Below are 13454 nucleotides of genomic sequence, written 5' to 3' on the forward strand. Positions count from 1 at the left end.
AAAAGCCAGTCTACGACAACGAATGGCTTTTTTGTTTCTTAGATACTCATTAGAAAACCAATTAGGTTTTCTTTTTTATTCAGGCCTAATTTTTTTCTTAAACGGTATCGTGCCAGCTCAACCCCTCCAGTCGAAATATTCATGATTTCGGCAATTTCTTTAGTTGACATGTTCATCAATAAATAAGTTGATAAGTCAAGTTCACGTGGTGAGATAGTTGGGTATTTTTCTTTTAAACGCTTCAAAAATTCAAAATGAACGTTCTTGATGTGTTTTTCCAGGTCTTTCCAGCTTTTATCAGTATTTACTTCTTTTACAATACTCTTATTTAGTTTGCTAACTTGAAACTTCGTAGAATCATCAAGGGCTTCAACATCAATTTCTTTTAGTTTATGAATAATTCCGTTTAAGATTTTGTTTTTCTTTACAACTTGTAGGGAATTGTTTACTAGTTCTTTATCTTTTGCTAAGATTTTGATTTGAAGCTTATCATTTTTCAGTTTTTCAATTTCTTTTTCCAGATCATATTGTTCTTGTCTGATTCTTGATTCTTTTTCAAGATACAATCTTCTTTGTTCTATCGTTTCGTAATATTTGTTTTTTCTAATCTTCATTTTAATTCGGTTAGAAATAACATAAATTCCGACTATAATCAAAACAAAATAAAGGATAAGGGCTAAAAAATGCCTGTACCACGGTGGAGAAACCGTGAATAAAAGCGTAGATGGTTCAGATTGAATTCCGTAACTGTTTCTAACTTTCACATTCATTTTATAATCTCCTTCACGAAGATTTGTATATTCTTTAATTGAAATAGTTGACCAATTGCTCCATTTATCATCAAAAGGTTCCAGTTGATAGGAGAATTCAACGTTTTCGAGATTTTCATAGGTTGGAGAAGAAAATGTAAAACGAACGTGATTAGATGCATAAGGAATTCGAATATTCTCAATTTTATTCTGATTATTTCCTAAAATAATGGTGTCGCCAGGAAAAGAAAAGCTTCTGATAAAGGCTTTCGGTTTTGTTACAAAGTTGTTCAGCAATTCAGAGTCATAATGTGCTAATCCGTCGGTTAATCCTATAAAAATATTCTTAGAATCAATTGTGTTTACGGATAAGTAGTTACTAACCAAATTCCCTGTTAAATTTGAAAATGGAGCAACAATATTAGTATAATACTTGTTTCGCTTCATTAAAACGCCAACAGATTCATCAAAGGCATACCATAAGTTTGATTGAGAATCTTCGCTTAAAGCATTTATGATTGGAATATTTTTAAATAATTTAGTCAGGTTCTTATCTTCATAAAATAAATCCTGTTCCTGAGAATATTTGTAAAAATGATTATTGGTTTGGAAGTATAATTGGTTGTCAATTTTCTGGATACTTCCAATGTTTTTATATTTAGGAGTTAGCCTGTCTATTTTTTTGATGGATGAGAATGTTGTCAAATCATTGCTCAAAGACATGCGATAGATTGATTCATCTTTTTTAAGCCATAAATAAGATTGGTCAAGTTCAAAACTATTTGATGATTTGTCAAAACCAATAACCTGATTCTTGTATATTAATCCGCCAGGTGTTTTTTGGAAGACTGCAAATCCGTCATAATTTGATCCTATAAAAAAGCCGGGGTGGCTTGGAATGTTTTTAAAGCCGAAGTAACCTTTAGAGTCTATCGTATTGGTTACCCTTCCGCCTTTTATAACTAAAGCGCCCCTGTTGTTTGAGCAAATTAGTTCATTGTCTATGACTTGTACGTTCCATGATTGTGCAGTGGTTCCTTCAACAAGCTTAAAGGTGTCAGCTTTAAAACTGTTGTTCCAGGCATGATAAAAAACGCCTTGGTTTGTCGCTACATATAGATTACCTTCATGAATCACGGAAGCATAAACAGTACTAATGTCGTAACTGAAACCAAAGTAGGTAAAAGGCGATCCTTCATTTACAAAAGCAATACCATTGTCGAGACCTAGCCATAGGTTGTTTTTATTGTCAATAAAGGATGTTAGGACAGTATTATTCTGCAAGCCCTTTTTGCGATTAAGATGTTGGATTATTTTACCATTAAAATCACAAATTGCAATACCATCTAATACTGAGTTTAAAACAATAAAGTTATTTTTAATTGTAACTCCGCCCAATGAATTGTTTTTTTTGACAAAATTATTGGCTTCAGTATTCCACGGTTTTACCGTATTGTTCTCGTATATAAATAGTCCTTTTTCAAGCGTTATAATTAAGATCTTGTTTTTATCAAGCGCATACATTGCCCAGATTTCTGTGTTGTTGAAACTAGTGGTATTTGGTAAGGAATATAGCTTGCCATTTTTATATTCTAATATTCCTTTTTCTTCATCCTGAAAATAGAGTTTGTTTTCAACTACGAATGAAAATTGGAATCGCTTGGGAGCTTCTAAAATGGTCAATTTATTGTTCTTAAAAATATAAGCTCTGGCAAAAGACTGAAAAATAGTTTCATTATTTAAGGTGTGAATCTTCCAGATGAAGTCAATTATTTTGATTTTGTTTTTATCTACGCTCTTTGCTAACGATGTATATTTAAGTTTTCCTTTTTCATTTGGTTGGAAATAGCCAAATTCATTATAGCCACCTACGAAAATCTTGCCTGAATCATCAATTTTTAGACAACGTACAGAAGTTAAATTAGGTAGTGGATATTTTCTCCATGAAGAACCATCAAATTGTAACAGACCGTTATTATTCGCAAAATATAAGTTTCCATTCTTATCCTGTCCAATATTCCAGTTTTGTGTTCCTCCTTTATATTCGTTTCGCTTGTAATTTCTTACATCAGGCAAACCGATGCTTTTAACTTGCCCAAAAAATGATATTGAGAATAATGTAAAAAAAGTAATAATAAAATATGATTTAATCAATTTCATAAATTTTTTAATTTATTTCGGTTTTTATTATGTAACTAATTGTTTTTCAGTGTTTTGATGTGTTTTTGTAATTGCTACATCGAATAGTATGACGTTTCCCTGATAAAAATAAGCAATCTAATACTAGTGTAGTGTTTATTTTTGTAATTAACATTTTGATAACATCTTTAATTTTGTTTTTAATATATTAAAGATCAATTAATTATAAAAAAAATGATGTGTTTTTGTAATGTGATAAATTTTACTTTGATGTGTTTTTGTAATGAATTTTAATTGTTGATAGTAAAAAAATAACATTATTATTGCATCAAATTACTAATTAATTAACCAAAATTTTTAGAAAAATGAAATTAACAAAATTACTTATTTTTTGTGTTTCGTCTTTGTTATTCTCGGTTATAGCTGTGGCTCAGGATGTCACGGTAAATGGGATGATAAACGATGAGAGTGGAATGCCAGTTCCAGGTGCAACAGTTGTATTAAAAGGAACCACAAAATCAACAGCATCAGATTTTGATGGAAAATTCCAAATACAAGTACCTTCAAATGGTGTTTTGACAATTACTTTTATTGGTTACGCTACTGTCAGCGAAGCAGTAAATGGAAGAACAAAGATTTCAATTCAATTAAAACCAGAATCACAATCATTAAATGAAGTTGTGGTTGTAGGATATGGTACTCAAAAGAAAGCAGTAGTAACCGGAGCTATTTCTAGTGTAAAAGCGGCTGATCTTGAAAAAGTACCAAACGGAAGAGTTGAGCAGGCTTTACAAGGTAGGGTTGCAGGTGTTACAATTGCTTCTAGTTCAGGGCAACCGGGTGCGGCTTCGACAATTCGTATTCGTGGTATAACTACTTTTGGCGATGGCGGAAACAATCCTTTATGGGTAGTTGACGGTAACGTTGTTGATGCTGGAGGAATTGGTTATTTAAATCAATCAGATATTGAATCTATTGAGGTTCTTAAAGATGCTGCTTCTGCTGCAATTTATGGAACACGTGCTGCAACAGGGGTAATCTTAGTTACTACTAAAAAAGGAAAATCAGGTAAAATATCAGTAAACTATACTGGTTTCTCCGGAGTTTCTTCTGCGGCAAAAAAACTTGATCTATTGAATGCGACACAGTATGCTACTATCATGAATGAAAAATCATTAGCAGATGGCGGAGCAATTAAATATGCAAATCCTAATGCTTTAGGAAATGGTACAAATTGGCAAGATGCGATCTTTAATGATCAGGCTTACAGATATTCTCATGAATTAAGCATTAGTGGAGGTGGAGAATCTTCAACTTTTTATGCTTCTTTTGGAGTTCAGGATCAACAAGGTATCGTAACAAGTGAAATCTCTAATTACACAAAAAAGAGTTTTCGTTTAAACTCTACACACAAAATATCTAAATATTTTACTTTTGGGCAAACTTTTGGCTACACAAAACAAAAGACTTTAGATGTAGGTAATAAAAACAGTGAATTTGGCGGACCTTTAAGTTCAGCTATCAACCTTGATCCTACTACACCTTTGGTAGTTACTGATCCGGCTGTTGCTAACGCAGCACCATATTCTACAAATCCTGTAATGCGTGATGAGAATGGAAATCCTTATGGTATTTCTACTGTTGTTGGTCAGGAAATGACAAACCCTCTTGGATATGTTCAAACTAGATTAGGAAGATACAATTGGTCTGATGATTTTGTTGGAAATGCTTATCTTGAAGCAAACATTATAGATGGCTTGAAATTTAGAACTACAATAGGTGGTAAAATGGCATATTGGGGAGACCAGGGATTTACACCGGTAAACTTTTTAAGTGCAAACGTAAATACACTAAAAAATAGTTATTATCAAAACAATAATAAATCATTTGCATGGAATATTGAAAATGTTCTTACTTATGCAAAGAAATTTGGTGATCATAATGTGAGTGTTTTATTGGGACAGGGAACATATGTTGAAAATATTGGTGGTGCAGTTGGAGCGACAATGTTTGGTTTGCCAATTACAAGTTATAAAGATGCATCATTTGATTTTGATATTCCACAATCAGACAGAAGCAGTTCAACAGATGATTTTATTCAGCATAAAGTAACATCTTTATTTAGCCGTCTTAACTATGATTATAAGGAGAAATACCTTTTCATGGGAGTTGTTCGTCGTGATGGATCAACTCGTTTTGGAGAAAATAATAAATTTGGAGTTTTCCCTTCATTCTCTCTTGGATGGGTAGTTTCTAAAGAAGATTTCTGGAAAGAAAACAACGTAGTTAATACATTAAAATTCCGTGGAGGTTATGGAGTTGTGGGTAATGACCAGGTAGCTGATTTCAGATATATCTCTTTAGTATCTGGTGGATATAACTATTCTTTTGGAAATACCGGATCTATAACAACTGGGTATGCTAATGTAACTCTTGACAACCCTGATTTGAAATGGGAAGAAACTTCTCAGGTAGGTTTTGGTATAGATGCAAGATTGTTTAATGATTTCAACTTCACTTTTGACTATTACAAGAAAAAAACAACAGGTATCTTAAGACCAGTAGTTATTCCTGGATATGTAGGTGTTGCAGAACAACCATGGGCTAACGTTGCTGATATGAACAATAGCGGTCTTGAGTTTGAACTTGGCTACAAGAAAAGATTAGGTGAGTTTAACTTAGGAGTAAACGGAAACGTTGCAACTTTGAAAAATGAAGTTACTTATGTAGGACCTGATACTCAATTTATCATTGGAGACGCTTCTTTCCAATCTATGGGACCTGTTACAAGAACTCAGGTTGGTCATTCATACAATGAATTTTTTGGATACAAAACAGCAGGTATTTTTCAAAACGAAGCCGAAATTGCTGCTTATACAAATGCTGCTGGTGGATTAATTCAGCCAGGTGCTAAACCAGGAGATTTCCGTTGGGTTGATAATAATGGAGATGGTTCTATTTCTGATGACGACAAACAATTCTTAGGAACAAGTTTACCAAAATTAACTTTCGGTTTAACTGTAAACTTAGATTACAAAAACTTCGATTTCATGGCATTTGCTCAAGGAGCTTCCGGAAACAAAATTTTTCAGGGATTACGCAGATTAGATATCTTAAATGCGAACTATCAAACAGAAGCTTTAGGACGTTGGACAGGTGAAGGAACATCAAACGATTATCCTAGACTTGCAAACAATGACGGAAATGGAAACTTTAGTAAAATGTCTGATTTCTATCTTGAAAAAGGAGATTATGTACGTTTGAAAATTGTTCAATTTGGATACACACTTCCTCTTAATTTGTCTTCTAAAATTGGTGCAGATAAGATTCGCTTCTATGTTACAGGAGAAAACTTAATAACGTTTACTAAATATACTGGATACGATCCAGAAATTGGAGGTCAGGTATTAGGTATAGACAGAGGTATTTATCCACAAGCAAAATCATTTATGCTTGGAGCTAACTTACAATTTTAATACATAAAGAATCATGAAAAATATAAAATTTAAATATATATACATTGCTGTTGCAATCGCTGCATTGGCAGGTGCTTGTTCTGAAGACTTTGTAACCATTGAGCCAAAAGGATCTTTCCTTTCAACAAGTTATTATTCTAATGAGCAACAAGCAACAGCCGCGCTTGTTGGGGTTTATGATCCGTTGAGAAAAAATACTGGTGGATTTGAAAATTTAGTAGCAATGCTGAACGCCGGTTCTGATGATTTTTACGCTGGTGGTGGTGGTGCTTCGGATGGTACTGGAATTCAGAATTTCTCTACGCACTCATTAAGTTCACTACTTATTCCGGGAAGTTTCTGGAATGATCACTACCAAGGTGTTTACAGAGCTAACGTTTTGTTATCAAAAATGTCTGGTGTTGATATGTCAGATGCATTAAAAGTAAGATTCACAGCAGAATCAAAAGCATTAAGAGGGTTTTACTATTTTAACCTGGTAAGATTGTTTAAAAATGTTCCTTTAATTCTGGAGCCGTTAACAACAGCTAGCATCTTAGATGTAGAACAGGCAACACCTGAGGCCGTTTATGCTCAAATTGAAAAAGATTTATTAGAGGCAATTCCTGGTTTACCAACAAGTGTTGATGCTACAACAGGATCAGGACGTTTGACCAGAGGTGCTGCTCAGGCATTATTAGGAAAAGTTTATTTATTTGAAGGGAAAAAACCTGAAGCTGCTGCTATTTTGGCACAGGTAAACGGAACTCCCGGAGCAACAAATCAATATGGAAATAAATTGCTTGCCAGCTTTAGCGACTTATGGGTTACTACTAACAAATTTAATGCAGAATCATTACTTGAAGTATCACACACTAGTGCCGGTAACTCTGATTGGGGATTCTGGGGGTCTGGTAGAGATGAAGGAAATTCATTAAATGTTATGGTAGGGCCAAGAGGTTATTCAATACCTGCAAATTCTACAGCTCCTGATCTTCCTTCAGGATGGAGTTTTAGTATACCTACACAAAAATTGTATGATGCGATGAAAGATGATCCAAGATTTGCGGCTACAATTTTAGATGTAAAAGCATTAAAAGCAGCTGGAAAAGCAGATTATATTCCGGGTTATCAGGACACAGGATATTTCCTAAACAAATTTTTACCAAGAAAATCTGATGTTCGTACTGGTGGTGGTGCTGCAGAGTTAAACTACAAACAAAATTCGTATATCATCAGACTTGCTGATACGTACTTAATGGAAGCTGAAGCACTGGGTTCAGGGGCAAGAGCTCAGGCATTATTAGATGCTGTTAGAGCAAGAGTTGGATTGGCACCTGTTCCTGTAACATTGGCTGCTATTAAAAATGAAAGAAGAATGGAACTTGCAGGTGAAGGTCACAGATTCTTTGATTTAGTACGTTGGGGTGATGCTGCAACTGCTTTAGCTGATAGAGGTTTCAATGCTGGTACTGATGAAGTTTTTCCAATTCCATTTGTTGAATTGACTGGTACTAAATTGAAACAAAATCCTAATTACGAATAACCAAAAACCAAAAAAAAATGAACCTAAATATAAATTTGAAAAAAAGTGTATTCCTAATGCTGGCTTTAGCATTAGGTACACTAACAAGTTGCGAAGATGAAGTTGGAAATGGTAATGGCTTAACGGCTACTAATGTTGATGCTTCATTTACTGTAACTCCAGTTACTGGTGCTGTAAATACTTATCTTTTAACAGCACAACCAAAAGGTGTTATTTCATCAAAATGGAATACAGGCGATGGTGAATATGCGGGTAAAATGAATGAAACTATCGTATTGCCAGATGCAGGAACTTATACAATAACACATACGGCTATTGGAGCCGGAGGAGCGACTGGTAAAGCTACTCAACAACTTGTTGTAGCAAAAACAGATCCCTTAAAAGGGAATTTAGTTCAGGGTGGATCTTTTGAAACTGCAGCTGATCAGGCAAAATGGACCGTATTAAACCTTAGTGCAAATGGATCGGCTTTTTGGTCATATGCCAATAAGAGTGCAACAATTCATTCTCCTGGAGGATGGGCACAAGAAGGAATTTACCAGGCAATTGATGTTATTAAAGATAAAGAATATACAATCGATATGTTGGTTTCTTGTCCTAGTGGTTCTGATGAAACCTGGTTTGAAGTTTATGCAGGTACATCTGCTCCTGCTTCTGGAGTAGAATACAAAGACAATAAAGTTATGGGATTAAGCACTTGGGACGGTTGTGCCAAAGCTGCATTCTCTGGAAAATTGTCTACTGTTGGTTGCGTGAAAAATGATAGAACCGCTACAGTATCGAATGTTGTGAAATTTGCCCAATCTGGTAAAGTTTATCTTCTAATCAGAAGTGGTGGTAATACGTTTACTAAAGACGGAATTACGGTTACTAAAATCGAGTTTAGAGGAAAATAATAAAGATTAAGTTAAGTTTAAGTTTGGTTGTAAATAGCCCATAATCATTATGAGTATGGGCTATTTTTTAAATCCTTAAGCACAAAGAAACTTGTTTTTTGAAAAACAATTTCTTTAAAACTTCAATTTAGAATTTAATAATAAGGAAAGAATGAAAAAAAATAGTTTTAAAATTCTATGCTTTTTGTTTTCGTTGATGGCTTTTGCCCAACAACCAAAAACAAAAAAAGAGTTTACAACCAATGAAAAAAAAATAACAGTTTATACTACTGCTGAAAATTCAAATTTAAGAATTACTTCTACAGATAATTTAACCTTTTCAGCATCAAAACAACCTCTTGAAATTGAAGCATCAGTTTTTGTAGAACCATCAAAAAAATTTCAGACTTTCATGGGAATTGGTGGAGCTATTACTGACGCAAGTGCCGAAATTTTCGCTAAACTTTCAAAAGAAAAACAAACTGAATTCTTAAATGCCTACTACGATAAAAATAAAGGTATTGGCTATTCTTTGCTAAGAACAACGATACAAAGTTCTGATTTTAGCAGTGGAAGCTATTCTTATATTGAAGAAGGTGACAAAGATTTAAAAACGTTTTCTATTGATCATGATAGACAATATCGCATTCCGTTAATAAAACAGGCAATTCAGACTGCCGGAGGAAAACTGTTAACTTATGTTGCTCCATGGTCACCAAATGCTTTCATGAAAAGCAACAAAGATGTCTTGAAAGGCGGAACATTATTGCCGGAATATTATCAGACCTGGGCAAATTTTTATGTAAAATTTATAAAAGCCTATGAGAAAGAAGGAATTCCAATTTGGGGAACTTCAACTCAAAACGAGCCAATGGCTGTACAAACATGGGAATCTTGTATTTACACAGCAGAAGCAGAAAGAGATTTTATTAAAGATTTCCTTGGACCAACATTGAAAAAAGAAAAATTAGGTGATGTAAAAATCATCGCGTGGGATCATAATCGTGATTTAATGAACCACAGAGCCAATGTTATTTACTCTGACCCTGAAGCTTCAAAATATGTTTGGGGAATGGGATTTCACTGGTATGAAAACTGGTCAGGAGGGGCTTCAATGTTTGATAATGTTGCCAAAGTAAAAGAGGCTTATCCTAATAAAGGTTTGATGTTTACTGAAGGTTGTGTTGAAAAATTTGATGCAAAAAAATATCAATTTTGGGGTAACGGCGAAAGGTACGGTATCTCTATGATTAATGATTTTAACAACGGAACTGCTGGTTGGACAGACTGGAACATTCTTTTAGATCAAAATGGTGGTCCTAATCATGTTGGAAATTTTTGTTTTTCACCAATCCATGCTGACACTACAACGGGAGAGTTAATTTATACGCCTTCTTATTATTATATCGGACATTTTTCAAAATTCATTCGCCTGAATGCTGTAAGAGTAAGTTCTGCAGTAAGCAGAAGTGCTTTATTAAGTACTTCATTTTTGAATACTGACGGAACTATGGCAACGATTGTTATGAACCAAACAGATAAAGAAGTTACTTATAATCTTATAATAGCTGCTGAAAAAACAGTAGTTAGAATTCCTGCGCATGCTATACAGACACTTGTATATTAATGTTTTATAAAGAGTAAGAGGGTTGAATTGAATCATCCATTTTAGCCCTCGATTACTTGAATTTTAAATTAAATCCTTTTTTTGAAAAGTAACAATGAAAGCCATAAATAGAATTTTAATAGCTCCCATACTAGTTCTGCAATTAAGTTGTTCTTCATCAAAGGTTGTGGATAATACTACTGTTTCTGCATCTAAATCAAACAAAAAAGTTCAGGTATATACTACTGCCGAAAACACTAATTTGAGATTATCATTATCTAACAATTTAATTTCAACTACGCAACAAACAATTTCAACAGTATCTATTGTTATAGATGCTGCAAAAACAGATCAGACTTTTTTAGGAATTGGTGGTGCCATAACAGATGCAAGTGCTGAAGTTTTCGCCAAACTCTCTCCTAAAAAACAAAAGGAATTCCTGACTGCCTATTACGATAAAAGCAAAGGAATTGGTTACTCATTAGCCAGAACCAATATTCATAGCTGCGATTTTAGCAGCGAAAGTTATACTTATGTTTCTGAAGGCGACAAAGAATTAAAAACCTTCAATATTGATCACGATAAAAAATATAGAATTCCATTACTCAAACAAGCAATTGAAACAGCCGGCGGGAAATTAACCTTATTTGTTAGTCCGTGGAGTCCCCCAGCTTTCATGAAAGACAATAATGATATTTTGCACGGCGGTGTTTTATTGCCTGAGTTCGCACAATCATGGGCAAATTATTATGCCAAATTTATAAAAGCATACGAAAAAGAAGGTATACCAGTTTGGGGATTGACGATTCAAAATGAACCAATGGCCAAACAAAGATGGGAATCTTGCATTTACACTCCGGAAGCTGAAAGAGATTTCCTGAAAAATTTCCTTGGACCTACTTTAGAAAAAGAAGGACTTGGTTCTAAAAATATTATCATTTGGGATCACAATCGTGGTGATCAGTTAGAAACCAGGGCTAATCTTGTTTTTTCAGATCCTGAAGTTTCAAAATACGCTTGGGGAATTGGATTTCACTGGTATGAGACCTGGAGAGGCGGACCTCCGCAATTTCAATCTGTGGCGAATGTACACAAGGATTTTCCAAACAAAAATTTGATTTTTACAGAAGGCTGTGTTGAAAAATTTGATGCCACAAAATTTCAATTTTGGGGAAATGCAGAACGTTACGGCCTTAACATGATTAATGATTTTAATAACGGAACTGTTGGCTGGACAGATTGGAATATTCTCTTAGATCAAAATGGAGGACCTAATCATGTCGGAAATTTTTGTTTCGCGCCGATTCATGCTGATACATCAAAAGACGAATTGATCTTTACTCCAATGTATTACTATATAGGTCATCTCTCAAAATTTATTCAGCCAAATGCTAAAAGAATAAATCAAACAATTAGTGATCAAACCCTTTTAAGTACGTCGTTTAAAAATGCTGACGGAAAAATTGCCACTATCGTTATGAACCAATCCGATAAAAATGTTGTTTATAGTTTAGTAAACAACACTTTAAAAACCATTATAACTATTCCGCCACATGCTATGCAAACCATTGTATACTAATGGCACTACTAACTAAAAAATAAAAAAATGAAACTAAATTTTAAAAATACCATCAAAGCATTATTTTTTGCGATAGCCATATTCGCGCAGATAAAATGCTCCTCATCAAACGATGCAACAGACCAGGCACCCCCTCCGGTTGTACCCCCAGTTGTAGTAACAAATGATGTAGATTTCTGGTTGACAAAAGGAGATCAAAGTGTTTTATTGGCAAAACAGACCGGAATTTTAGGATTTGGAACTGCCACTAATAGCTATACAAATATCGAAGTAAGTGAATCTCAAAAATATCAGACTGTTGATGGTTTCGGTTACACTTTAACAGGCGGAAGCGCCGACATGATTAATCAATTAAATGCTGCAAAAAAGAGTGCCTTATTGCAGGAATTATTTGGTTCAGGCGAAAATTCAATTGGCATAAGTTACCTGAGAATCAGTATTGGTGCTTCAGATTTAAATGCAACTCCATTTACCTATAATGATCTTCCTGCTGGAGATACTGATTTAGATTTAGCAAAATTTAGTTTAGATAAAGATAAAGCTGGTGTAATTGCTCTTTTGAAAGAAATTCTGGTAATCAATCCAAAGATTTTGATTTTAGCAACACCATGGTCAGCTCCTGTTTGGATGAAAGATCTGGATAGCTTTAAAGGAGGAAAATTACAAACAAAATATTATGATGTTTATGCGAAGTATTTTGTAAAATATATTCAGCAAATGAAGGCTGAAGGAATTACAATTGATGCCGTAACACCTCAAAATGAACCTTTACATGACGGAAACAATCCAAGTATGTATATGTCTGCAGGAGAACAAGCTAATTTTATTAAAAATAATTTAGGTCCGGCTTTTAAAGCAGCAAATCTTAAGGTAAAAATTATAGCTTACGATCATAACTGTGACAATCCAAATTATCCTAAAGCAATTTTGGCTGATGTCGATGCCAATCCTTTTGTAGACGGATCTGCATTTCACCTTTATGCAGGAGATATTAGCGCGCTTACAAATGTTTACAATTCATATCCAAGCAAAAATGTTTATTTCACAGAACAATGGACTTCTTCTGCAGGTAGTTTTAATGGTGATTTAAAATGGCATGTTCGAAATGTTATAATTGGTTCAATGCGAAATTACAGTAGAAATGCATTAGAATGGAATTTAGCCAATAATGGTGCTTTTGAACCTCATACTGATGGTGGCTGTACCATGTGCAAAGGTGCTTTAACAATAACAACAAGTGAAACTTTTCAGCGTAATGTTGCTTATTACATTATTGCACATGCTTCAAAATTTGTTCCGATGGGTTCTGTTAGAATTGGAAGTAATTCGAGTGGAGATCTTCAAAATGTTGCTTTTATTACACCATCAGGATCAAAAGTTTTAATTGTTGAAAATGACGGAACAACAAGCCAAATCTTCAATATCAAATTCAATGATAAATGGGTTACAACTTCTTTAGATGCAGGAGCTGTTGGAACTTATACATGGAAATAGCCATATAACTT

The 13454-nt window shown here is 34.1% G+C and carries 7 protein-coding genes; 6 read left to right on the forward strand and 1 reads right to left on the reverse strand.

All coding sequences use genetic code 11. The features are described from left to right. Window positions 1-38: 38 nt before the first annotated feature. Entirely contained in the window at window positions 39-2909 is a 2871-nt protein-coding gene (locus tag ASC72_RS09985) for a triple tyrosine motif-containing protein (protein WP_056190333.1), read from the reverse strand. A 344-nt stretch (window positions 2910-3253) separates the two neighbouring features. On the opposite strand from ASC72_RS09985, the gene ASC72_RS09990 reads away from it, so the two are divergent. The 6 genes from ASC72_RS09990 to ASC72_RS10015 all read left to right on the forward strand — a co-directional run bounded on the left by ASC72_RS09990 (window position 3254) and on the right by ASC72_RS10015 (window position 13443). Beyond that, on the forward strand, window positions 3254-6364 hold the full coding sequence (locus ASC72_RS09990; RefSeq protein ID WP_056190335.1) for a TonB-dependent receptor: 3111 nt from the start codon (window positions 3254-3256) through the stop codon (window positions 6362-6364). 13 nt (window positions 6365-6377) lie between these two features. Next, entirely contained in the window at window positions 6378-7889 is a 1512-nt protein-coding gene (locus tag ASC72_RS09995) for a RagB/SusD family nutrient uptake outer membrane protein (protein ID WP_056190337.1), read from the forward strand. 17 nt (window positions 7890-7906) lie between these two features. Next, window positions 7907-8785, forward strand: coding sequence for a hypothetical protein (locus ASC72_RS10000; RefSeq protein ID WP_131725803.1), 879 nt, complete (start codon window positions 7907-7909; stop codon window positions 8783-8785). Between the two features lie 151 nt (window positions 8786-8936). Beyond that, window positions 8937-10391: a glycoside hydrolase family 30 beta sandwich domain-containing protein gene (locus tag ASC72_RS10005; RefSeq protein ID WP_056190341.1), complete on the forward strand. Its 1455-nt coding sequence runs from the start codon at window positions 8937-8939 to the stop codon at window positions 10389-10391. 94 nt (window positions 10392-10485) lie between these two features. Next, window positions 10486-11949 (forward strand): glycoside hydrolase family 30 beta sandwich domain-containing protein, encoded by a 1464-nt coding sequence (locus ASC72_RS10010; protein ID WP_056190343.1) that lies wholly within the window; start codon window positions 10486-10488, stop codon window positions 11947-11949. A gap of 27 nt (window positions 11950-11976) precedes the next feature. Further along, window positions 11977-13443 (forward strand): glycoside hydrolase family 30 beta sandwich domain-containing protein, encoded by a 1467-nt coding sequence (locus ASC72_RS10015; RefSeq protein WP_056190344.1) that lies wholly within the window; start codon window positions 11977-11979, stop codon window positions 13441-13443. The last annotated feature ends 11 nt before the right edge of the window (window positions 13444-13454 follow it).

Source organism: Flavobacterium sp. Root420, assembly GCF_001427905.1.
Taxonomy (GTDB): domain Bacteria; phylum Bacteroidota; class Bacteroidia; order Flavobacteriales; family Flavobacteriaceae; genus Flavobacterium.

What these genes read in the sequence shown, in the direction of transcription:
- ASC72_RS09985 (WP_056190333.1), bottom strand. Translation starts at nt 2,909, where the DNA reads ATGAAATTGATTAAATCATATTTTATTATTACTTTTTTTACATTATTC.
- ASC72_RS09990 (WP_056190335.1), top strand. Translation starts at nt 3,254, where the DNA reads ATGAAATTAACAAAATTACTTATTTTTTGTGTTTCGTCTTTGTTATTC.
- ASC72_RS09995 (WP_056190337.1), top strand. Translation starts at nt 6,378, where the DNA reads ATGAAAAATATAAAATTTAAATATATATACATTGCTGTTGCAATCGCT.
- ASC72_RS10000 (WP_131725803.1), top strand. Translation starts at nt 7,907, where the DNA reads ATGAACCTAAATATAAATTTGAAAAAAAGTGTATTCCTAATGCTGGCT.
- ASC72_RS10005 (WP_056190341.1), top strand. Translation starts at nt 8,937, where the DNA reads ATGAAAAAAAATAGTTTTAAAATTCTATGCTTTTTGTTTTCGTTGATG.
- ASC72_RS10010 (WP_056190343.1), top strand. Translation starts at nt 10,486, where the DNA reads ATGAAAGCCATAAATAGAATTTTAATAGCTCCCATACTAGTTCTGCAA.
- ASC72_RS10015 (WP_056190344.1), top strand. Translation starts at nt 11,977, where the DNA reads ATGAAACTAAATTTTAAAAATACCATCAAAGCATTATTTTTTGCGATA.